This window comes from Heterorhizobium halophytocola, from assembly GCF_017873095.1.
In the GTDB taxonomy this organism is placed as follows: Bacteria; Pseudomonadota; Alphaproteobacteria; order Rhizobiales; family Rhizobiaceae; genus Allorhizobium; species Allorhizobium halophytocola.
Map to the genome: position 1 here is coordinate 44671 of NZ_JAGGJU010000004.1, position 22830 is coordinate 67500.

The 22830-nt window shown below is 63.9% G+C and carries 19 protein-coding genes and 1 pseudogene; 15 read left to right on the forward strand and 5 right to left on the reverse strand.

Going from position 1 to position 22830, the window contains the following annotated elements:
* Positions 1-10 precede the first annotated feature (10 nt).
* From cyoB to J2Z17_RS08085, 5 genes are all read left to right on the forward strand, one after another.
* Positions 11-1996 (forward strand): cytochrome o ubiquinol oxidase subunit I, encoded by a 1986-nt coding sequence (gene cyoB / locus J2Z17_RS08065; RefSeq protein ID WP_209943821.1) that lies wholly within the window; start codon positions 11-13, stop codon positions 1994-1996.
* A complete protein-coding gene (gene cyoC, locus J2Z17_RS08070; RefSeq protein WP_209943822.1) occupies positions 1993-2616 on the forward strand; it encodes a cytochrome o ubiquinol oxidase subunit III in 624 nt (207 codons plus the stop codon). Before cyoB ends, cyoC begins: the two co-directional genes overlap by 4 nt.
* Entirely contained in the window at positions 2613-3023 is a 411-nt protein-coding gene (gene cyoD, locus J2Z17_RS08075) for a cytochrome o ubiquinol oxidase subunit IV (RefSeq protein WP_209943823.1), read from the forward strand. Before cyoC ends, cyoD begins: the two co-directional genes overlap by 4 nt.
* Positions 3024-3101: 78 nt before the next feature.
* Entirely contained in the window at positions 3102-3860 is a 759-nt protein-coding gene (locus J2Z17_RS08080; RefSeq protein ID WP_245223957.1) for an SURF1 family protein, read from the forward strand.
* A gap of 140 nt (positions 3861-4000) precedes the next feature.
* A complete protein-coding gene (locus J2Z17_RS08085; RefSeq protein ID WP_209943824.1) occupies positions 4001-5728 on the forward strand; it encodes a putative bifunctional diguanylate cyclase/phosphodiesterase in 1728 nt (575 codons plus the stop codon).
* A 38-nt stretch (positions 5729-5766) separates the two neighbouring features.
* Here the strand turns inward: J2Z17_RS08085 and J2Z17_RS08090 are convergent, their stop codons facing one another.
* The gene (locus J2Z17_RS08090; protein WP_209943825.1) at positions 5767-6648 is read right to left on the reverse strand and encodes a branched-chain amino acid aminotransferase; all 882 of its coding nucleotides are present in this window, start codon (positions 6646-6648) and stop codon (positions 5767-5769) included.
* Positions 6649-6876: 228 nt separating this feature from the next.
* On the opposite strand from J2Z17_RS08090, the gene J2Z17_RS08095 reads away from it, so the two are divergent.
* The 3 genes from J2Z17_RS08095 to J2Z17_RS08105 all read left to right on the forward strand — a co-directional run bounded on the left by J2Z17_RS08095 (position 6877) and on the right by J2Z17_RS08105 (position 8723).
* Positions 6877-7527 (forward strand): haloacid dehalogenase type II, encoded by a 651-nt coding sequence (locus tag J2Z17_RS08095; protein ID WP_209943826.1) that lies wholly within the window; start codon positions 6877-6879, stop codon positions 7525-7527.
* 108 nt (positions 7528-7635) lie between these two features.
* Entirely contained in the window at positions 7636-8406 is a 771-nt protein-coding gene (gene tam, locus J2Z17_RS08100) for a trans-aconitate 2-methyltransferase (RefSeq protein ID WP_209943827.1), read from the forward strand.
* 68 nt (positions 8407-8474) lie between these two features.
* Positions 8475-8723: a DUF982 domain-containing protein gene (locus tag J2Z17_RS08105; RefSeq protein ID WP_209943828.1), complete on the forward strand. Its 249-nt coding sequence runs from the start codon at positions 8475-8477 to the stop codon at positions 8721-8723.
* Between the two features lie 278 nt (positions 8724-9001).
* Here J2Z17_RS08105 and J2Z17_RS08110 read toward each other — a convergent pair.
* Positions 9002-9522 (reverse strand): annotated as a pseudogene (locus J2Z17_RS08110) (cupin domain-containing protein).
* 245 nt (positions 9523-9767) lie between these two features.
* Here J2Z17_RS08110 and J2Z17_RS08115 point away from each other — a divergent pair.
* The 4 genes from J2Z17_RS08115 to cynS all read left to right on the forward strand — a co-directional run bounded on the left by J2Z17_RS08115 (position 9768) and on the right by cynS (position 14600).
* Entirely contained in the window at positions 9768-10712 is a 945-nt protein-coding gene (locus J2Z17_RS08115) for an SHOCT domain-containing protein (RefSeq protein WP_209943829.1), read from the forward strand.
* A 450-nt stretch (positions 10713-11162) separates the two neighbouring features.
* On the forward strand, positions 11163-12005 hold the full coding sequence (locus tag J2Z17_RS08120; RefSeq protein ID WP_209943830.1) for a formate/nitrite transporter family protein: 843 nt from the start codon (positions 11163-11165) through the stop codon (positions 12003-12005).
* Positions 12006-12375: 370 nt separating this feature from the next.
* On the forward strand, positions 12376-14163 hold the full coding sequence (locus J2Z17_RS08125) for a bifunctional protein-serine/threonine kinase/phosphatase (RefSeq protein ID WP_209943831.1): 1788 nt from the start codon (positions 12376-12378) through the stop codon (positions 14161-14163).
* The gene (gene cynS, locus J2Z17_RS08130) at positions 14160-14600 is read left to right on the forward strand and encodes a cyanase (RefSeq protein WP_209943832.1); all 441 of its coding nucleotides are present in this window, start codon (positions 14160-14162) and stop codon (positions 14598-14600) included. Before J2Z17_RS08125 ends, cynS begins: the two co-directional genes overlap by 4 nt.
* A gap of 67 nt (positions 14601-14667) precedes the next feature.
* On the opposite strand, the gene J2Z17_RS08135 is transcribed toward cynS, so the two are convergent.
* Positions 14668-15513 carry a hypothetical protein gene (locus tag J2Z17_RS08135; RefSeq protein ID WP_209943833.1) on the reverse strand — a complete coding sequence of 282 codons (846 nt, stop codon included), beginning with the start codon at positions 15511-15513 and terminating at the stop codon, positions 14668-14670.
* Between the two features lie 22 nt (positions 15514-15535).
* Positions 15536-16366, reverse strand: coding sequence for a hypothetical protein (locus J2Z17_RS08140; RefSeq protein ID WP_209943834.1), 831 nt, complete (start codon positions 16364-16366; stop codon positions 15536-15538).
* Between the two features lie 178 nt (positions 16367-16544).
* Here J2Z17_RS08140 and J2Z17_RS08145 point away from each other — a divergent pair, with 178 nt between their 5' ends.
* Entirely contained in the window at positions 16545-17369 is an 825-nt protein-coding gene (locus tag J2Z17_RS08145; protein ID WP_209943835.1) for an aldo/keto reductase, read from the forward strand.
* 499 nt (positions 17370-17868) lie between these two features.
* Positions 17869-20286, forward strand: a complete 2418-nt coding sequence (locus tag J2Z17_RS08150) for a membrane-bound PQQ-dependent dehydrogenase, glucose/quinate/shikimate family (protein ID WP_377300061.1) — start codon at positions 17869-17871, stop codon at positions 20284-20286.
* 274 nt (positions 20287-20560) lie between these two features.
* Here the strand turns inward: J2Z17_RS08150 and J2Z17_RS08155 are convergent, their stop codons facing one another.
* On the reverse strand, positions 20561-20953 hold the full coding sequence (locus tag J2Z17_RS08155; protein WP_209943836.1) for a hypothetical protein: 393 nt from the start codon (positions 20951-20953) through the stop codon (positions 20561-20563).
* Positions 20954-21182: 229 nt separating this feature from the next.
* Between J2Z17_RS08155 and J2Z17_RS08160 the strand changes: the two genes are divergently transcribed.
* Positions 21183-22757 (forward strand): helicase HerA-like C-terminal domain-containing protein, encoded by a 1575-nt coding sequence (locus tag J2Z17_RS08160; RefSeq protein WP_209943837.1) that lies wholly within the window; start codon positions 21183-21185, stop codon positions 22755-22757.
* Positions 22758-22830 lie beyond the last annotated feature (73 nt).

Below are 22830 nucleotides of genomic sequence, written 5' to 3' on the forward strand. Positions count from 1 at the left end.
TTGTCAAAAAATGAACTATGATAGCTTGCAACATCTCATTTTCGGGCGGCTGGACCTCTCCGCCATCCCGTATCATGAACCAATCCTCGTCGGCACCTTTGCCGGCGTCGCCATCGGCGGACTGATCGTCTTCAGCCTGCTGACCTATTACCGGCTCTGGGGCTATCTCTGGTCGGAATGGTTCACCACGATCGACCACAAGAAGATCGGCATCATGTACATGGTGCTCGGCTTCGTCATGCTCGTGCGCGGCTTTGCCGACGCCTTGATGATGCGTGGCCAGCAGGCGCTCGCCGCCGGCGGCGCCCAGGGCTATCTGCCACCGCACCATTTCGATCAGGTGTTCACCGCCCATGGCGTGATCATGATCTTCTTCTTCGCCATGGCGGTCATCACCGGACTGATGAACTATGCCATGCCGTTGCAGATCGGTGCGCGCGACGTCGCCTTCCCCTTCCTGAACAACTTCTCGTTCTGGATGACGGTGGCCGGTGCGATCCTGATCAACATCTCGCTGTTCATCGGTGAATTCGCCCGCGTCGGCTGGCTGGCCTATCCGCCGCTGTCGGGATCGGACTATTCGACCGGTGTCGGCATGGACTACTATCTGTGGTCATTGCAGATCGCCGGTGTCGGCACCACGCTCTCAGGCGTCAACATGCTTGCCACGATCTTCAAGATGCGGGCACCCGGCATGACCCTGATGCGCATGCCGGTCTTCACCTGGACCGCGCTCTGCACGAACGTGCTGATCGTCGCCGCCTTCCCGGTGCTGACGGCCACGCTTGCGATGCTGACCCTCGACCGCTATCTCGGCATGCACTTCTTCACCAACGATCTCGGCGGCAACGCCATGATGTATGTGAACCTGATCTGGATCTGGGGCCACCCGGAAGTCTACATCCTGATCCTGCCCTGCTTCGGCGTCTATTCCGAAATCGTCGCCACCTTCTCGGGCAAGCCGCTGTTCGGCTACCGCACCATGGTCTATGCCACGGCCAGCATCATGGTCCTGTCGTTCATCGTATGGCTGCACCACTTCTTCACCATGGGTTCGGGTGCCAGCGTCAATACCTTCTTCGGTATCTCGACGATGATCATCGCGGTGCCGACGGGGGCGAAGATCTTCAACTGGCTGTTCACCATGTACAAGGGCAATGTCCGCATGGAGACGCCGATGTACTGGACGCTGGGCTTCCTGGTGACGTTTACCATCGGCGGCATGACCGGCGTGCTGCTCGCCGTTCCCCCGGTCGATTTCCAGCTGCACAACTCGCTGTTCCTGATCGCCCACTTCCACAACGTCATCATCGGCGGCGTGGTCTTCGCGGTCATGGCGGCCATCCAGTACTGGTGGCCGAAGGCCTTCGGCTACAAGCTCGATGAAAAATGGGGCAAGCGCTCCTTCTGGTTCTGGATCGTCGGCTTCTACTTCGCCTTCATGCCGCTCTATGCGCTCGGCCTGATGGGGGTTACCCGCCGTCTCGACACCTATATGGACACCGGCTGGCAGATCTACTTCATCGTCGCCCTGTGCGGTGCACTGATGATCCTGTGCGGTATCCTGTCGACCTTCATCCAGCTTTATGTGTCGATCAAGAACCGCGACCAGCTGCGCTGCGGCAACGACCCCTGGGGTGGCCGCACGCTCGAATGGGCGACCACATCGCCGCCTGCGGACTACAACTTCCCGCAGACGATCCATGTGCGCGGTCTCGACGAGTTCTGGCGGATGAAGCAGGAAGGCTTCAAGTGGTCGACCGACTTCCACCCGATCCACATGCCGAAAAGCACGGCAGCGGGTATCGTCGTCTCCTTCTTCGCCCTGGTCTTCGGCTTTGCCATGATCTGGTACATCTGGTGGCTGGCAGCCCTGTCCTTCCTGCTGATCATCGGCAGCGTGATTGCCCACACCTTCAACTACAACCGGGATTTCTACATCCCCGTGGACGACATCGTCGCCCATGAGACACGGACCAAGGAGGTGCCGGCATGAGTGTCGCCGTATCCGAAAGGCAAGCGGCCGTAGAACATCACGGCGCGGACCACCACGACCATCCGGCGAGCCCGACCCCGATCGGCTTCTGGATCTACCTGATGAGCGACTGCATCATCTTCGGATGCCTGTTCGCCGCCTATGCCGTGCTCGGCCGCAATTTTGCGGGCGGGCCGGCCCCGGCCGACCTGTTCGAGCCGGAATTCGTGCTCGTCGAAACGGCCCTGCTGCTGTTCTCGTCGGTCACCTTCGGCATGGCGATGCTGGCCATGGACAAGCGCCGCCAGTCGGCCGTGCTCGCCTGGATGGCGGTCTCGGGCGTGCTGGCGCTGGGCTTCCTCGGCATGGAAATCTACGAATTCCACCACCTGGTGGAAATCGGCGCGGGCCCGTCGCGCTCGGCCTTCCTGTCGGCCTTCTTCACGCTGGTGGCCACCCACGGCCTGCACGTGACCGCCGGCAGCATCTGGCTGGTGACGCTGATGGTGCAGATCGCCAAATACGGTCTGCATGAAGCCAATCTGCGCCGCCTGTCGACCCTGTCGATGTTCTGGCACTTCCTCGATCTGATCTGGATCGGCGTCTTTTCCTTCGTTTATCTGGTGGCGATTGTACGATGAGTGATCACAGCACCCACAGCACAGCCTCTCACGGCACCTTCAGCCAGCTGATGGTGGGCTTCGCGCTCGCCGCCGTGCTGACCCTGATCCCCTTCGGCCTCATCATCTTCGAAGTCGAAATCACCAAGACCATGATGATCGGTATCATCATGGGCCTCGGCGCCGTGCAGATCATCGTTCACCTGGTCTACTTCCTGCATCTGAACAGCGCCTCGGAAGAAGGCTGGACGCTCACCGCGTCGATCTTCGCGCTGATCGTGCTTCTGATCGTGCTTGCCGGCTCGCTCTGGGTCATGCACAACATGAACGAGCACATGATGCCGATGGGCAATGTCGATGCCTCGCAGATGATGCAGACCGATCCGGAAGCCCAGGGGATCGCACCGAGCGGCGAGAGCGGCAACTAAGACCTCTCTCAGACCCGATTGCAAAGACGGGCGCCGACATCTCGGCGCCCGTTGCTGTTTGAACGAGCCTCAAGACCCATGCAGACCACGCAAGCGCCGTCCTTCTTTCGCCCCCGCGTCCTCGTCGCCACGGCCCTGGCCGCGCTGGTGACCGCCATGTTCGTCGGGCTCGGCATCTGGCAGATCGAGCGCCTGCAATGGAAGCTCGACCTGATCGCCCGCGTCGATGCGCGCGTCCACGCCGATGCCGTCCCCGCTCCAGCCGAGGACGCATGGGCGAGTGTCACCCGTGAGGGCGACGAATACCGGCATGTCTCGGTGACCGGCACCTTCGTCAACGCCGACGAGGTGCAGATCTACGTGCCCACCAGGCTCGGCCCCGGCTACTGGGTGATGACGCCGCTGAAGCGCGACGACGGCACCTATGTGATGATCAACCGCGGCTTCGTGCCGGAGGAACTCAAGGATCCGGCCAAGCGCACGCCGCCGACCGGCGCGGTCACGGTGAAGGGCCTGCTGCGCATCTCCGAGGACAAGGGCTGGCTGTTTTCCCGCGCCAACGACCCCGAACACAAGGCCTGGTACCGCCGCGACATCGGCTCCATCACCAAGGCCTTCGACCTGGCGCCCGCCGCCCCCTATTTCATCGACGAGGAGCTCGGCAGCGATCCGGACGCTTTCCCGCGCGGCGGGTTGACGGTGGTCGAATTCCGCAACTCGCATCTCTCCTACGCCATCACCTGGTTCGCCATGGCGCTGATGACGCTCGTCTGCTACGGCGTCGTCCTGCGGCAATGGGGCCTGCTCGGCGGGCGCAAGGCCGCGGCGGATGACTAGGTCATCCGGCAGGCATTGCGGCCGGGTCCGGTCCGTGGCCCCCTGCCCTGTTGCGAAAAGGCACGCCATCCCGACGCTCCCGTATAGGTTTCATTAGTGAAGACTAACTATAATGGCCACCATGCCGGAAGCAGGTGCCCATGACAGCGAGCAGGAAAACCAAGTTTGAAATCGCAAATGGCCGGGATCGCCTTGCCGCTCTCGAACTGACCATCGAAAGCCTGCCGCTTGCCGTCGGGCTGTTCTGGCTCGATGGTCGTCCCGTACTGCTCAACCGTCATTTCCGCGAACTCTATGACGTCGGGGAGCGCTGGGAGGCGGACATCACCTTCGCCAAGCTGATTGCCAATGGTGCCTTCTCGGACTGGAAGAGCGATCCGGCCGCCTTTTTCGAGCGGCTGGTCGAGACGCTGAAGCGCGACGGCGAATTCAAGGCGCGAAACGAGGTCGGCAACCGGATGCTCGCCGTGCATGACCGCCTGCTCGGCGACGACCTGATCCTGACGATGCAGAAGGACATCACCGAACAGGTACATGCCGAAGCGCGGATCACGTTTCTGGCAAACCACGACACACTGACCGAACTGCCCAACCGCGCGAGCCTCAACGCGATGCTCGACAACCGGATCGAGAATGCCCGCGCCTGCCATGCCAAACTCGGTCTCCTGCTGGTCGATGTCGACCGGTTCAAGGACATCAACGACGTCTTCGGCCATGCCGCCGGCGACGCGGTGCTGAGCGAGATCTCGCGGCGTTTCCTCGCCTGCCGGGGTGAGGACGACATTGCGGCACGGCTCGGCGGCGACGAATTCTGCTTCCTGTCGCCCAGCGACAACCAGCCGGAAGCGGCCGAAATGCTGGCCCACCGGCTGCTCGAGGCTGCCCGCGAACCGGTGCTGTTCGAAGGCCGCCAGCTGAAAGTCGGCCTGTCCATCGGCATCTCGATCTTTCCGCAGAACGGCATGGACCGCGGTGCACTGCTGGCGGCGGCCGACGCGGCTCTCTACCGCGCCAAGGCGGAGGGGCGCGGCATGGTCCGGATGTTCGAGCCGGAGATGGACGAGCGCATTCACGACCAGCGCATGCTGCAGCACGACCTGCAGCGCGCAATCGATTGCGACGAACTGGAGCTTTACTATCAGCCGCAGGCCCGCATCACCGGCGAGATCTACGGCTTCGAGGCGCTGATCCGCTGGCGTCACCCGACCAGAGGCCTGCTGTCGCCGAATGTCTTCATCCCGATTGCCGAGGAATGCGGCCTGATCCTCGAAATCGGCGAATGGGTGCTGCGCACCGCCTGCCGCAATGCGGTGACCTGGGCGGCGCCCTTGCAGATCTCGGTCAATCTCTCCCCGGTGCAGTTCCGGCACGACGACCTTTCCACCACCGTCCTGCAGATCCTGATGGAAACCGGTCTCTCGCCGGAGCGCCTTGAGCTGGAGATCACCGAAAACGTGCTGGTGAAGGATTTCGCCCGCGCCCTGCAGACCCTGCGCAGCCTGAAGAAACTCGGCGTGCACATCGCCATGGACGATTTCGGCACCGGCTATTCCTCGCTCTCCTACCTGCAGTCCTTCCCCTTCGACACGCTGAAGATCGACCGGTCCTTCATCAGCCGGTTGAACACGGACCACCTGACCGATGCGATCGTGCGGGCCGTGATCGGCCTCGGGCGCGGCCTCGACGTGCCGATTGTCGCGGAAGGTGTCGAAACCGAGGAGCAGCGCGCCTTTCTGGCCGGCGAGCATTGCCAGAACATTCAGGGCTTCCTGATCGGACGACCGCAGGAGATCGGCGACTATGCCGATATCGTCGGCATAGAGTGCAAACCGCAGCGGAGCCTGCGCCGGTCGGCAAAGACCGGCTGAGCGATTCTGGTCGCTGGTCCCCGGCCGGAACCGGTCGATCAGGCGTCGTTGCCGCCCCTGGCCCAGTCCATGTAGAGTTCCAGCGCCTTGCGGGCGATCGGGCCCTCCTGCAGGTTGACCTCCTCGAAGCGGACGACCGGCGCCACCTTGGAATAGTTGCCGGTCATGAAGATCTCGTCGGCTGCCTTGAAGTCGGCGACCGTCAGCGACAGCTCGCGCACCTCGAAGCCTGCCTGGCGCAACAGGCCGATGATCCTGGAACGGGTGATGCCCGACAGGAAGGTACCGTTCGGCACCGGCGTCATCACCACCCCGTCCTTGACCATGAACACATTGGAGGTCGCGGTTTCCGCGACATTGCCGTTCAGGTCGAGCGCCAGCGCATTGTCGAAACCGCGGCCATGGGCCTCGACCAGCATGCGGCCGGAATTGGGATAGAGGCTGCCGGTCTTGGCACTGGTCATCGCCACTTCGGCCGAGGGCCGGCGGAACGGCGAGACGGTCAGCGACGAAGGCTTTGCCGTGTTCATCGCCGCCTCGAACAGGCAGAGCGCGAAGCGGGTGGAATCGGGATCGGCGGCGACCACCGAATAGGGCATGCCGTGCTCGGCCCAGTACATCGGCTTGATGTAGATCGCGGTCTTGCCGTCGAATTTTGCCACGCCCTCGAGCGCCAGCCGGGCGATTTCCTCGGCCGTCCGTGTCGGTTTCAGGCCGAGCGCGGCGGCGGAGCGGTTGATCCGCTGGCAGTGCAGGTCGAGATCCGGCGCGATGCCGTCGAACCAGCGGGCGCCGTCGAACACGCTGGTGCCGAGCCACATGGCATGCGAGGTCGGCCCGATCAGCGGCGGATTGCCGGCAATCCAGTCCCCGTCGACATAGGTCCAAGTGGTTGAGCGCGGCGCAGTATCGACCGACATCATGTGTCTCCTTTTTCAAAGTGTCGGGTATCAAGGACAGATGGCGGTGCAGGGTCAAGGCAAAACCGGCTGCGATCGACGCTCTTCGATATTTTTTCGCCAAATCAAAATCTTGACGAATGAACCTATCACAAAAAATGATCGCGCCGCGCTATGCAGGCGCCCCGGGGATAGGGCATTGTCGCAATCGGAAAGCCGGCAGCCGCCCAGCGCCACAGGAGGAGAACCATGCAATTTTCGGCCTATGTCTTCGATGCCTACGGGACGCTGTTCGACGTGCATGCCGCGGTGCGCCGCCATGCCGACAGGGTCGGCCCCGATCATCTGCGCTTCTCGGAAATGTGGCGGGCAAAACAGCTCGAATATTCCTGGGTGCGGGCGCTGATGGGGCGCTACCGTGACTTCTGGACGCTGACCGAGGAAGCGCTCGACTATTGCTTCACCCATATCCCGAGCGCCGATCGCAGGCTTCGCGACGACCTGCTGTCGGCCTACTGGACGCTCGACTGCTATCCCGAGGTGCCGGCCGTGCTGCGCCGGCTGAAAAGCCAGGGTTCCAAGGTGGCGATCCTGTCGAACGGCTCGCCCGACATGCTGGCCGCCGCGGTGAAGAATGCCGCGCTCGACGAGGTGATCGACGACGTGTTTTCGGTCGAACCACTGAAAACCTTCAAGACCGCACCGCCGGTCTATGACCTGGTCGCCACGCAGTACCGGCTCTATCCGCAGGCCGTGTCGTTCCAGTCGTCCAACCGCTGGGATGTCGCCGGCGCCCACGCCTTCGGCTTCCGCACCGTCTGGCTCAACCGCGCCGGCCTGCCCGACGAATACACCGACCTGCCACCGGACCTGATCCTGCCGTCGCTGGAGAGTCTGTAGGGGCGAGGTTGTGGACGGCTATGCGGCGCTTGGGGCACCGCCGCCGCACGCAACATCGCATGCCGCACAACACACCGCAGTAGCAAACCGCACTCAAAGGAAACCCCAATGACCTGGTCGGCCGAGCAATATCTGAAATTCGAGGATGAACGCACGCGGCCTGCCCGTGACCTGCTGGCGCAGGTGCCGCTGGAGGACGTCCGCAATGCCTGGGATCTCGGCTGCGGGCCGGGCAATTCGACCGAATTGCTGGTCGAGCGTTTCGGCGTTACAGGCGTCCACGGGCTCGACAGCGACGACGACATGCTGGAAAAGGCGCGCAAGCGGCTACCCCTCACCCGCTTCGACAAGGCGGATCTGGAGGGCTGGGCACCGCCCGAACCGGCCGATCTGCTCTATGCCAATGCCGTGTTCCAGTGGGTCCCGGACCATGTCGCGGTGCTCTGTCGGCTGATGCAGAGCCTCAGGCCCGGCGGCGTGCTGGCCGTGCAGATGCCCGACAATCTCGGCGAACCCAGCCATATCGCCATGGAGGAAGCCGGTGCCGCCGGGCCCTGGTCGGGCGCCTTTGCCGATGGCCGGGTGCGCCGCGCCCATCTGCCGCCGCCATCCGTCTATTTCGATGCGCTGGGGCCGCTGGCGGTTCGCGTCGATGTCTGGCACACGATCTACAATCATCCGATGCCCTCGGCGCAAGCGATCGTCGAATGGGTCAAGGGCACGGGCCTTCGCCCCTATCTGGCGGCCGCCGGCGCGGATCATCAGGACGCTTATATCTCAGACTATACCGCCCGGATCGACGCGGCCTATCCGCCGATGGCCGACGGACGCCGGCTGTTGAAATTTCCACGGCTGTTCGTGGTGGCGATCAAGCGCTGAAACTTGTAGAGAGGGCGCCGAAGGCGGCGGATACCGTGCGCCGAACCGTTCCACGAAAGACCAAGATCATGCCGACCCTCTGGCCCAAACCGATCGTCCTCGCCCTTGGCGAAAACGGCGAGGACGTGACCATCGACAGCACCGAGGCGGCGTCCTGGGCGATGATCGAGGACTGGCCGATGGAAGACGGAGAGGTGCTCGACAAGGCCCTGCTGATCTGTGCCGACGTGGTGCGCGGCAAGCGCAAGGACGAGGAGGCGCGCAAAGCCTTCCTCGAGGCGGCCATCGAAGCGGGCATTGCCATCCGGCAGACATGAAGGCTCCAGGGATCGGCGGCTCGGATTGGGAGACACGCGTTCCTGGAGGCTTTGCATTCGCTTCTGCGCTAGTACCAAGAGGCCGGCCTTCTTGCCCGGCGGCACCCCCTCTGCCCTGCCGGGCGGTGCCTTGAAAAAGACGCAGCCGGCATGCCGAGGGAGTGTGGTCCTACAGCCTTGCGATCGTTAGCCGTCCGGCAGCTGAGCATTCAACCCTACCCCGTCCCAGGCCAGGAAGCCGCCCCGTCATCTCCCCGGCTCCCACGCCCACGCCCCCATCAATCCTTCGCCGCCCGTTGCGCCCGCACCTTGTCCGGCAAGCCGTCATGGTCGCCGAGTGTCCGCCCCGGCCAATCGTCCCACCAGTCCCTGCGACGCGGGCGCTGCTCGGGATTGCGCGGGTAGAAGATCCGGTTGTCGTGGCGTGGCGTTTCGCCCACCACCAGAAGCTCGGCATCGCTGTTTGAATTGTTGATGAAGGTGTGGCAGATCCCCGTGCCGGCGGGAAAGCCGACGGCGTCGCCGGGCTGCAGCCGGTGCAGCGCGCCGTCGAGCCAGACATCGGCGTGCCGGCGAGCACATAGACGAATTCCTCCTCGGCGCTTTCGGCATGCGGATAGGAGGTGCGCCGGCCGGGCGGCAGACGCTCGTGGTGGATGCCGAGCCGGGTGAGCCCGAAATGCCGGGCGAGCGGCGCCCCGATCGACAGGCGCTCGTCGTCGCCCTTGTAACGGCTGTCATCCGGGCCCTCGACGTCGCGCCAGTGGGCAATGCAATCAGGCCGCCTGCTGTCCGTCATCTCCACATTCTCCTCATGGGTGGTGTGCCGCCCAGGATGGCGCGAGACGGAAGACGGATCAAGCAGCGCGCCGGCTCTTTCGCACGCGACAGGAACGGCATTCTCGCGACCATCGGGGCCGGCATTCTCGCGGCGTTGGGGCCGGCACCGGAATGCGGCCTGTCATGGCGTGGGCGCCCATGCTAGGTGTCGGCAGAGACAGAGCCTCGATAGCCTCCCCGCAACCCCGAAAAGGGACCATGCCGATGACCGCACTCAGCGAACAGGGCCGCAAGACCATCGGCGAGATCGCCGCCCGCCACGCCGTCAGCCTGGAAGCGGCCGAGCATATGTTGCTGGCGGTGATGGCCGGGCACGGCAACCAGGCGCAGTTCAACCATCCCGATCTCGGCGGCATGGGCCAGTGGTCGCTGGGCGGCATGACCATGGTCGGCGACATGTTCAACAATGGGCTGAAGGCCAGAGTGGACGCGCTGTGCAGCGAGCTTTCGAGCCTTGCGCGCAATGGCGACCTGCTGGCCGCCAGCCCCGGCAGCCACCAGTCGCAAAGCCAGAGCGGCGGCGGCTACAGCAGCCAGAGCCAGGGCGGCTCCTATCCTGGCGGCCAGTCTCAGGGCCAGGGATATGCCGGGGGCGCCTTTCAAGGCGGATCGACCTCCGGCGGCGGTGCCAGCCTGTTCGTCCCCGGCAGCTTCCAGCAGAATGGCGGCTGGCCGGCGGAACTCGGCCATGCCGCATCGACCGGGGCGCAGAACGATCTGCGCTATGCGGTGTTTCCCGACACGCGCCGGCTGGCGATCGATCTGGGCGGCAAGATCACCGTCTATGATACCGGTGACCACCGTATCTCCGGCTTTTCGCAGCAGCAGAGCGGCGACCAGTCGCTGACCTTCACCTCGCAATACGGCCTTGTGCGCGTCGGCGAACTGCCGGTCGTGGGCCCGGCCGTGGCGGACGCGGCGGAACCGCCGCCGGCAGCTACCGCGCCCGACATGCAGGCCCCGGATCCGGGGCTGCAAGCTCAGGCACCCGCTCCGCGGATGGCGGAAAACACCGGTAACGCGGCGCCGGCGACTGTCGAGGACGACATCTTCGCCAAGATCGAGAAGCTGGCGGCGCTGCATGGCCGCGGCATTCTGACGGATGACGAATATCAAGCGAAAAAGGCCGAACTTCTGGCCCGCCTGTAACCGGGCGCCGGTCTGGCTGGGCGATATCCGCGCGAAGGCTGAATAAATAATAGGCACATTTCAGTAAAAATTAAATCTTGTGCACTTTCTGTTTCTGGATTATCTCTTATCCCGGATAAGCAGGGGATCCGGCGTCCAGACGCCCGGAATGACCTGCCGGTAACATGGCCCGCAACGGCGCGGGTACACTCAAAGACATGTCAGTCTGCAGCAACGACGCTGTGTGAATGCGAGTGCTTCCAATCGAAGCCTGTTCGCTTTCGCGCAGCGTTTTTTCGTGTGTCCGGCTGACACCAGAACAAGATCTCCGGCCTGCGGCGGCCCCCTGACGGACCAAGGGCCACGCCGGACCGGAGACGACAACAGGGAAACATCTGACAAGAGGGACCACCTCGCCCGCATGTCGCGGGCGTTCCATGATCGACCCGGACCATTTCAAGGGGAACTGCAATGGCCTATCTCGCTCCTACCGAATTCGTCACGAAGATGATCGATGCCGGCGAATCCAAGATCTTCATGTCGACGCGCGACACGCTCATCCGCGCCTTCATGGCAGGTGCCATCCTGGCGCTGGCCGCCGCCTTCGCCGTCACCATCAATGTCCAGACGGGCCAGCCGCTGGCCGGCGCCGTGCTCTTCCCTGTCGGCTTCTGCCTGCTCTACCTGATGGGCTTCGACCTTCTGACCGGCGTCTTCACGCTGGCGCCGCTCGCCCTGATCGACAAGCGCCCCGGCGTCACCATCGGCGGCGTGCTGCGCAACTGGGGCCTGGTGTTCCTCGGCAATTTCGCCGGCGCCCTGACGGTGGCCGTGATGATGGCGATCACCTTCACCTTTGCCTTCACCACCGAGCCGAATGCGGTGGGCAAGGCGATCGGCCATATCGGCGAGGGACGTACGGTGGGCTACGCGGCGCATGGCGCCGGCGGCATGCTGACGCTGTTCGTGCGCGGCGTGCTCTGCAACTGGATGGTGTCGACCGGCGTCGTCGCCGCGATGATGTCGACCTCGCTGTCGGGCAAGGTCATCGGCATGTGGATGCCGATCATGCTGTTCTTCTACATGGGCTTCGAGCACTCGGTGGTGAACATGTTCCTGTTTCCGTCGGGCCTGATGCTGGAAGGCAATTTTTCGATCGGCGACTATCTGCTGTGGAACGAGATCCCGACCGTGCTCGGCAACCTTGTCGGCGGCCTCGCCTTTGTCGGCCTGACGCTCTACTCCACCCATGTGCGCACCGGCGCCAAGCGCAAGGCAGAGGCCGCCAAGCCGACACTGGTGGCGGCGGAGTAGTCGGGCGGTTTGCCGAGACCTCCGTCGTCGGCATTACCCCCCTCTGCCTGCCGGGCATCTCCCCCTCAAGGGGGGAGATCAGCTGGGCACAACCGATTGCATCCGCGCCAATCTCTACCTTGGCAGCTACAGGTTCGATGCCAACAGTGGGGCTTTTCGTGGCCGCCAAGTGATCGCCCCCCCTTGAGGCGGGGTCCGAAGGACGGGTCGAGACACGTGGCTCGAGCCAACAGTCCGGCAGGACAGAGGGGGGGACCCGGCAGCAGGAACGGTCGCGATATTGCGGCCAGCCATTTCGAGACACGAATTTCCGGAATCCGCCCTCCCCTCGCCCGGACAGGACAATGCGATACACCAGATGCGGGGACAGATGCCCTCCAGCCTTTCCGTCACCATCGGCCAGTATTCGGACAAGGGCCGCAAGGCCGGGAACCAGGATTTCCTTGGCGCGCTGGTGCCGGATGGCTCCGCGCTGGCGCTGAAGGGCATTGCGCTGGCGGTTGCCGACGGGATATCGACCAGCGATGTCGGGCATGTGGCCGCCGAGACAGCGGTCAAATCCTTCCTGAGCGACTATTACTGCACCGCAGACAGCTGGCCGGTGAAGACGGCGGCGGAACGGGTGATCTCCGCCGCCAATGCTTGGCTTGCGGCCGAGACACGCCGCAGCGCAGGCGCCTATGATCGCGACCGTGGCTATGTCACGACGCTCTCGGCCCTCGTCCTGAAGGCGCGCACCGCGCATCTCTTCCATGTCGGCGACAGCCGGATCCATCGCCTGGCCGGCCGCTCGCTCGAGCAATTGACGCAGGACCACACCGTCCGCCTGTCCTCGGCACAGGCCTATCTCGGCCGGGCGCTCGGCGTCGAGAGCCATGTCGAGATCGACCATCGCAGCCTGGCCGTTGCGCGCGGCGACATCTTCGTGATGACCACCGACGGGGTGCATGACGCAGTCGATCCGGCGACCATGGCCGCCACGATCGGGCGCAATTGCGGCGATCTCGATCTCGCAGCCCGGCTGATCGCGGAAAAGGCGTTGGAAAACGGCAGCAACGACAATGTGACGGTGCAGATCGTCCGGATCAACGCCCTGCCCGATCCCGAGGCCGATGACTATATGGGCAGCGCCTCCGGCCTGCCGTTGCCGGCGATCCCGCAGCCGGGCGTCCAATTCGAGGGCTTCCGCATCTGCCGCACCCTGTCGTCGTCGAGCCGCAGCCACGTGTTTCTCGCCGAAGACATGGAGACCGGCGCGCTGGCCGTGCTGAAGCTGCCATCGATCGACATGCGCGACGACCCAGACTATCTGCGCCGGTTCGCCATGGAGGAATGGATTGCCAGGCGGATCAACAGCGCCCATGTGGCCAGAGCCTATGCCCGCGAGGCGCCCCGGCAGTGTCTGTTTGTCGCCCAGGAATTCATCGAGGGCGAGACGCTGGAGGCGCGAATGGCCGACAGGGGGCAGATGGCGCTCGGCCCGGTTCGCGATATCGCGGGCCAGATCGCGCGTGGGCTGCGGGCCTTCCACCGGATGGAAATGCTGCACCAGGACATCCGGCCCGCCAATCTGCTGATCGACCGCACCGGCACGGTGAAGATCCTGGACTTCGGCTCGGTGCAGGTGGCCGGCGTCGACGAAGCGGTCACGGCCGCACGCGACGAGCCGATCCCCGGCACGCTGCAATACACGGCGCCCGAATGCCTGCTCGGCCATCCGGGATCCGAGCAGTCCGACCTGTTTTCGCTCGGCGTGATCACCTACCAGATGCTCACCGGCCACCTGCCCTACGGGGCCGATGCCGCGCGCATCCGCAGCCCGCGCGATCTCACCCGGCTGCGCTACCGGCCGGCAGGGCCGCGCAATCCGGCCGTCCCCGACTGGGTCGACTGCGCGCTGGAAAAGGCCGTGCATCCCGAGCCGGCCCGCCGCTACCAGGCGATCAGCGAATTCATCCACGATCTCTCCCATCCGAACCCGGCCTTCGCCCGACCCCGCAGACTGGCGCTGATCGAGCGCAATCCGCTGCGGTTCTGGCAGGGGCTTTGCCTGCTGCTGTTTTTCACCGCTGTCGCGCTGCTGTTTGCAAGTCACGGCCGGGCCGGCGAATTCCATCCGATAGAAACGACGATCGCAAAAGAGAGGACGATTGCATGAACAAACTGGACGTCACCGAGATGATCATGGAGCGCAAGCGCGCCACCGGCATGACCTGGGCCGAGATTTCGCATGCCATCGGCCTGTCGGACGTGTTCACCACCTCGGCATGCCTTGGCATGAATTCGCTGCCGCGCGACAAGGCCGACCTGCTGGTCACCACGCTCGGCCTGCCGCAGGAGGCCGCGGTGGTTCTCGCCGAATACCCGACCAAGGTGTTTTCGCAGGCCGTTCCGACCGACCCGCTGATCTATCGCTTCTACGAGATCATCGGCGTCTACGGCCAGACGCTAAAGGAACTGATCCAGGAAAAGGGTGGCGACGGCATCATGAGCGCCATCGATTTCGACATGTCGGTCGAGAAGGTGCCCTATGAGAAGGGCGACCGCATCGAGATCCGGATGAGCGGCAAGTTCCTGCCCTATAACCGCTGGTAGGCTGAGCGCAGACTTCGGCGGCGCCGAGCGGCACTGCCGAAGCCTGCAAAAAGGATAACGAATCCGCTCAGGTATGGGGACGCTCGTCCATGACGGCGAGGAGTCCCGGTTTAAAATCGACAAGTGCTTCCGTCGGCAGGTTCCACGCACTGGCATCGACCTCATCGCCTCCGGGCAGGCTGCGCATAGTCTTCCAGCCGGTCTTGCCGATTTCACCGGCGCCCTTTGACAGGCCGAGCGCCTGTTGCTGATAGGTCTCCAGTACGGACTTCGCCTGTGGCGTCATCACCAGGTCTCCCACCTCGTTGCCCGTTAGGATCGGCAATTGACTCGGATCCGCCTTCTGCTGGTCGAGGACACCGGCGATCGTCGCCTGCACCGATAGGGCCGCAAACGGCTTGGCAGACTCGCTCTGACCCGCCTTTCTAAGACTTGCCGCCAATTCGCTCGCGGCAATCGCGACAAAGCCGAACTTCTTTTCCGCCAGGGCGTCATCGAGGGCCGCGGCATAATGCTGCCCGCTCACACGGTCGCCGAAGGCTGCGATCCACAGAGTGCGGTTCACCAGCCGGCCCGGCTCCAGCACTGTTGCCAGCTTCGTCGGCACATAATCGTCGAACACGACTTCCGCCTGACAGTATTTGATGCCCTGCGGCGACTGACGGGTAAAAAAACCGAATTCGTCCCGCTCGAAGGCCCTGAATCGGATCTTACCGTCGCAGGATGACACATAGACCTTGACGGCGTTGCCGGTCCGCTCTCCCTCCACCGTCTTCCAGTCGCCCGTATCGACACTCATATCCAAGCGGCTATAGACGACGGAGCCGTTGGTCGCGACCGTCCGGATCAGCACCCAATCGGCAAGGGCCGGTACCGGACCCGCCAGCACGGCGGGTGCTAGCATCGCCAGCAACGACCGCATCCGCCACAGCCGGTTAGATCTCTTCCACTTCGAGCACATGGGTCTCCCCCCTCAGCTTCACGATGAAACGGGCCTTAGAGGGCGCGGCCGCACGCCGCTTCGGCCAAATCACGGCCAGGAACTGCACAAGCAGGTAGATCAGGACGCAGAGCGAGAAGGCCGCCAGCGCCAGCGTGACCAAACTCAGGTAATTGCTGATCACAAAGACGGTGACCCGGTCGAGATAACCGATCTTTCGATCGGTTCCCTTACCCAGTACCAGCGTCTGCAACCGGGAGCGATCTCCGGAAATGTCCGCCTGATCCAGAAGATAGACGAATTGCAGTCTGGTCTCAGCCTGGTCGAGCCCCATTGTGAACCCCACATTGCCACGCGGCGGCACGCGTGCCGCCGCGTGGATTCCGTCGCGGGAGGGGGCAACGCCCGGCGAGACCGGCAACCCAATATTGCCGCCAACCAGATACTGGGCCGCGGCGCCGGCACTGGGCAGGCGCCGCAGACACCCGGTGGCTTCGCCGCCGGAAACCGCGACATCGGATCCGGCAGAGGCATTGGGCTTGGGCGAGTCGTCTGGTCTGGCGGCAGCATCGGGTCCGGCAGAGGAATTGTCGGCTGCCGGGCATTTAAAGACGAACTCGCCGGCATTGACGGCCTGCGCCAGAGACAGATTCGAGATCCAATAGGTGATCGTCGGCACCCCCTGATCCGTGCCGAATTCGTAGCTGACATCAAGCACGCGCAGCGTCTTCGCCGTATCGAGCGCCGAATTAAACAACCACCCAACAATTCCAAGAGCAAGGGCCAACACAAATGGCGCCGATGTTTCCTTGAAGACATTCGCCATTTCCATTCCCCGCAACTCTACACGAAAATCAAAGACAACACAGCAATCATATTAATTTTTTTCTTAGCAATAGTCCATCTTGCTTGAATTCCAATTACCCTTGAATGCGCAGCAGATCTGTCCAGATAAAGCCGGACCTCTTTCGCCCCATGCCATCACGACGTTCAAGGAGCCCCAGATGGACACAGTCAACGCTCACGGCGCCGAGATCCCGGCGCTTGGTTTCGGCACCTTCCGTATGTCGGAACCCGACGTCGCCCATATCCTGCCGCTGGCGCTGAAGGTCGGTTTTCGCCATGTCGACACCGCGCAGGCCTATCGAAACGAAGAGGCCGTCGGCAGCGCCATCAGGCAGAGCGGTGTTGGCCGCGACGAGATCTTTCTCACCACCAAGGTCTGGGTCGACAATTTCGCCGAGGATGAATTCATTCCCTCCGTCGAGGAGAGCCTGAAGAAACTGCAGACCGACCATGTCGACCTGCTGCTGCTGCATTGGCCGAAAAGCGACGTGCCGCTGGAGGTGCAGATCCAGTGCCTCAACCGACTGGTCGAGCAGGGCAAGGTCAAGCATATCGGCGTGTCGAACTATTCGACCGCGCTGATGGGCCAGGCGGTCGAGCTGTCGCGCGCGCCGATCGTCACCAACCAGATCGAATACCATCCCTATCTCGATCAGCACGTGGTGCTGCAGGCGGCCAACAGCTACGGCATGGCGGTGACCGCCTATTACGTGATGGCAGACGGCAAGGTGCCGCGCGAACCGCTGCTGCAGGATATCGGCGCGCGCTACGGCAAGACGGCCGCCCAGGTGGCGCTGCGCTGGGCGCTCCAGCAACCGGGCGTTACGGCACTGTCGAAGACGGCGACCGAAAGCCGGCTGGCGGAGAACTTCGCCGTCATGGATTTTCTCCTCTCCGGCGAGGAAGTTGCCGCCATCAACGCGCTTGCCCGTCCCGACGGCCGGATCATCAATCCCGCCCATCTGGCGCCGGACTGGGACTGACAGACGGCTGACGCGCGGCGCAGCTTGAAAGCACCGCCGATCCGCAGACCGAACATGGTGGCGCCGGCTCTTGCCGACGCCGGACAGCCAGCCAGGCTTCCGTCTTCCGCCGATGGGACACCCCGTCGCGATCCTCCAGATGTGCGCAGGCGCTTCAGGTCTCCTGCTTCGTCGCAGGTCTTTTCCCCGCAGCCGAAACGCCTTTCCGAGAGGGATGCGCCGGAAGCGTCATCCGAGACTGCGAGTCCGGACGCACAGGGCGGGTCGATAGCATTGGCCGACAAGCCCGGTCCGCGCTTCGAAGCCGGGCGCCGTGCGGCCTTTCTCTCCGGATGAAAATCGGAAACATATTGTCATCAAGAAATAACTGGCATCACAACTATAAACATCCTAATTAATTCATCCGGGAGGAGACCCGGCCGACGATAGCGCGTTCTGATGCGGGATCGCCGGCCAAGGACAATATGAAGACTGAAACAACAGGTCCGGAGTCACCACCTTGGAAACCCCACTCTACCGGCCATCCGCCTTGATGCGGTCCTGGCTCATCCTTCTCGGCATCGTGCTGCTTGCGGCCGGCCTCTTCTTCCTGATCGGCGGCGGCAAGCTCGTCAGCCTCGGCGGAAGCTGGTACTTCCTCATTGCCGGCGCCTTCCTCATCGCCTCTGCCGTGCAGCTGATCCGCGCCCGCCTGTCGGGCGGCCTGCTGTTCGGCCTGATCTTCATCGCCACCATCCTCTGGTCGCTGTGGGAAGTCGGCCTTGATTTCTGGCCGCTGGTGTCGCGCCTGCTGGCGCTTGCGGTCGGCGCTGCGGTGGTGATGGCCACCACCGCGCTTCTTTTCCGTGGCCGCGGCAACAGGGCGGGCTATGCCATGTCGCTGGCCGCAGCGGTGGTCTGCGCGATCGGCGCGGCCGGCGGCTTCTACGGCATGTTCCAGCCGCATCCGACGGTCGCCTTTGCCGGCACGCCGGCTCCGCTGACGCCGGTCGATCCGGCCAAGGCGCAAAAGAACTGGGCAGCCTGGGGCAATACCGATGGCGGCAACCGCTTCGCCGCGCTCGACCAGATCACCCGCGACACCGTCAAGGACCTGAAGGTCGCCTGGACCTTCCGCACCGGCGACACGCCGATCAGCCCGAATGGCGGCGGCGCGGAGGACCAGGAAACCCCGCTGCAGATCGGCAAAAGCGTCTATCTGTGCACGCCGCACAACACCGTGATCGCGGTCGACAGCGCGACCGGCAAGCAAGAGTGGCGCCACGAATTCCCAACCGACAACAAGACCTGGGTGCGCTGCCGCGGTCTGGCCTATTTCGACGCCACGGCCGCCGTCGCCCAGCCCACCGGACCCGGCAGCACGCCGGTGCCGGCAGCCACGGTTGCCGAAGGCGCCAATTGCCAGCGCCGCATCCTGATGAACACCATCGATGCCGTCCTGGTCGCACTCGACGCCGACACCGGCGAATTCTGCCAGGGCTTCGGCGATGGCGGCAAGGTGGACCTGAAAAAGGGTCTCGGCGCGGCCCCCTCGCCGCTCTATGAGCTGACCTCGCCGCCGGCCATGGCCGGCACCACCGTCGTCGTCGGCGGCCGCGTTGCCGACAATGTCAAGCTCGACATGCCGGGCGGCGTGGTGCGCGGCTTCGACGTGATCACCGGCCAGCAGCGCTGGGCCTTCGATCCGGGCAACCCGACCGATCAGGCCGCGACCAGCTTTGTCCGCTCGACCCCGAATGTCTGGGCACCGATGTCCTATGATCCGATGCTCAACACCGTCTTCATGTCGGTCGGCGGCGCCGCGATCGATCTGTGGGGCGTGAAGCGCACCGAACTGGACGAGAAATACGGTGCCTCGGTGCTGGCGCTCGATGCCACCACCGGCAAGGAAAAGTGGCACTACCAGACCGTCCACCACGACCTCTGGGACTATGACGTGCCGATGCAGCCGACACTGTTCGACTTCACCAAGGCCGACGGCACCAAGGTACCGGCGCTGACGGTCGGCACCAAGGTCGGCCAGATCTTCGTCCTCGACCGCGAGACCGGCAAGCCGCTGACCAAGGTCGTGGAGCAGCCGGTGAAGAAGGCCAGCATCCCCGACGAGCAATATTCGACGACCCAGCCGGTTTCGGTCGGCATGCCGCAGATCGGGGCGGAAACGCTGACCGAGGCGGACATGTGGGGCGCCACCCCGTTCGACCAGCTGGCGTGCCGGATCATCTTCAAGGAGATGCGCTACACCGGCCTGTTCACCACGCCGGATGTCGACTATTCGCTCAGCTTCCCGGGCTCGCTCGGCGGCCTGAACTGGGGCTCGATGTCCTATGACGACACCGACCAGACGCTCTATGTCAACGACATGCGGCTTGGCCTGTGGGTGCATATGGAAAAGGAAGACCGCGCCGGCGGCCAGGGCTCGGCCAGCGAATCGGTCAATGCCGGCATGGGCGCGGTGCCGCTCGGCGGCACGCCCTATTCGGTGAAGAAGGACCGCTTCCTGTCGCCGCTCGGCATTCCCTGCCAGAAGCCGCCTTTCGGCACCATGACCGCGATCGACATGAAGACCCAGAAGGTCAAGTGGCAGGTTCCGCTCGGCACCGTTCAGGACACCGTCCTTTACGGCATCAAGATGGGCCTGCCGATGCCGATCGGCATGCCGACCATCGGCGGTTCGCTGTCGACCCAGGGCGGCCTGGTGTTCTTTGCCGCCACCCAGGACTACTACCTGCGCGCCTTCGACGGCGCGACCGGCAAGGAAGTCTGGAAGGCCCGCCTGCCGGTCGGCAGCCAGGGTTCGCCGATCTCCTATGTCTCGCCTGAGACCGGCAAGCAGTACATCCTGATCTCGGCCGGCGGCGCGCGCCAGTCGCCCGACCGTGGCGACTACGTGATCGCCTATGCTTTGCCGGACTGATCGGCAGAGATCATAGTGTAGGAACAGCAGGGCCCCGAAGTTCTCTCCGGGGCCTTGCCGCATCCGGCTCGTTCCGATGGCGGGCTACGGCCGGACAGGTTCGCCCGGATCGTCCGATCAGGCGCATTCGGTGCAGCAAGGGATTGCGCAGGCGCGGTTTTCAATTTCGCGAGGGTGGCCGAGACACCAAAAAAGCCGCCGGGTTTCCCCGACGGCTTTTCCGTCTCCGCAGAGCTTTCCCCCTCTCCGCGAAAGAAACCTGACCTTATCCGGCTCAGACGAACTGCGACAGGCCCGGAACCGAATTGACGACTTCGTCGACGATTTCATCGCCGGCATATTCGCGGGCCGCCGCGATGGTTTCCTTGGCCAGCGAGGTGATCTCGCCCATGCCGAGGCCTTCGGCCATCAGCTGCTGGCCGAGACCCATGACGCCGCCGCCACGGATCGCGCTCATCAGCCCGCCCATCAGGCCGCCCTTGCTCTGGCCTTCGCCGTTGAACTGGGCAACAAGCTCCGGCGCGCCGGGGATGGCCTCGATCATCCGGGCAATCGCGCCGTCATCGGCCTCGCGTTGCAGAAAGCCGAGCATCATGCCGAGCGCCTTTTCGGCGACTGCCGGTTCCAGTCCGACATTCTCGGCGATACGGGTTGCAAGTGCGTTCATTTCGGGGAGCCTCCTGGCGCGTATTGTTTTTGACGTTAACGTCAACGTAATTGATTTGATCGCCGGCCACAAGACCGGAGCTTATCCCTCCAGCGACATGCCGGTCGGGTCAAGCCGATATTGTCGGTTCGTCCGGCTATCCTTATAAGAGCCTTGTGATGTTTCAATAAAAAGATCGTCATGGCGATCTGCGGCCTGTCCGCGCACCCTGCTTGAAGGAAATCGACGAATGCTCGTGGACGGCAAGATCTATCTCGGCACCAGCCGCAATCCCGACGACAGCCTGAACAAGGGAGAGTATCTGGACCTGAAATATGCCAACCGCCACGGCATCGTCACCGGCGCCACCGGCACCGGCAAGACCGTCACCCTGCAGGGCCTGGCGGAGAGCTTTTCCAAGGCCGGCGTTCCGGTGTTCTGTTCCGACATCAAGGGCGATCTGTCGGGGATCGCGGCCCAGGGCGTCGCCAAGGACTGGATGACGGCGCGGGCAGCGGAGATCGGCTTTACCGAATGGGCGGTCGACCGTTTCCCGGTGATCTTCTGGGACCTCTACGGCGAGAATGGCCACCGCGTGCGCACCACCATTGCCGAGATGGGACCGCTGCTGCTCGCCAGGCTGATGGATGCCTCGGAAGCGCAGGAGGGCGTGCTCAATATCGCCTTCAAGATCGCCGACGAAGGCGGCCTGGCGCTGCTCGACCTGAAGGACCTGCAGTCGCTGCTGAACTATATGGCGGAAAACGCCAAGGCGCTTTCGAGCCGTTTCGGCCTGATCTCGAAATCCTCGGTCGGCTCGCTGCAGCGCGGACTGCTGGTGCTGGAGCAGCAGGGCGCCGAGGATTTCTTCGGCGAGCCGGCGCTCGCCATCAGCGACCTGATGCGCACGACGATCGACGGGCGCGGGGTGATCTCGGTGCTGTCGGCCGACAAGCTGATGATGAATCCGAGGCTCTATGCCACCTTCCTGCTCTGGCTGTTGTCGGAGCTGTTCGAGGAACTGCCCGAAGTCGGCGATCCGGACAAGCCGAAGCTGGTGTTCTTCTTCGACGAAGCGCATCTGCTGTTCGACGATGCGCCGAAGGTGCTGCTGGAACGGGTCGAGCAGGTCGTGCGGCTGATCCGCTCCAAGGGTGTCGGCGTCTATTTCGTCACCCAGAATCCGCTCGATGTTCCCGAAAGCGTGCTGGCCCAGCTCGGCAACCGGATCCAGCATGCGCTGCGCGCCTATACCCCGCGTGAGCAGAAGGCGGTGAAGACGGCGGCCGACACCTTCCGCCCGAACCCGGCCTTCGACTGCGAACAGGCGATCACCACCCTCGGTATCGGCGAGGCGCTGGTCTCGACGCTGGAATCCAAGGGCGTGCCGGCCATGGTCGAGCGCACGCTGATCCGCCCGCCGGCCGCGCAGGTCGGCCCGATCAGCGACGAGGCGCGCCGGCAGGTGATGGGAGCAAGCCCGGTCGGTGGGCTCTACGACAAGGAAGTCGACCGTGAGAGCGCCTTCGAGATCCTGGCCGCCCGCGCGGAAAAGGCCAAGGCCGACGAAGCCGCAGCCAGACAGGCGGAAGACCGCGCCAGCGAGAGGCAAGAGAGCGCCGGCAGCCGCTGGTCGCTGCCCGGTTTCGGCGATGACGACGACGACCGGCAATCGTCGTCGCGCACAGGCCGCTCTTCGAGCCGACGCTCCGGCTATCAGCGCGAGACGGTGATCGAGGCCGCGATGAAGAGCGCCGCCCGCTCGGTTGCCACCTCCGTCGGCCGCGCCATCGTGCGCGGTATCCTCGGCAGTCTCAAACGGTAAGTACGGGTATCTATTTCGCGCCAAAGGCGCATCTCAAAGAAATAACTGCTAAGGTTGCATTCGGCATTCAAAA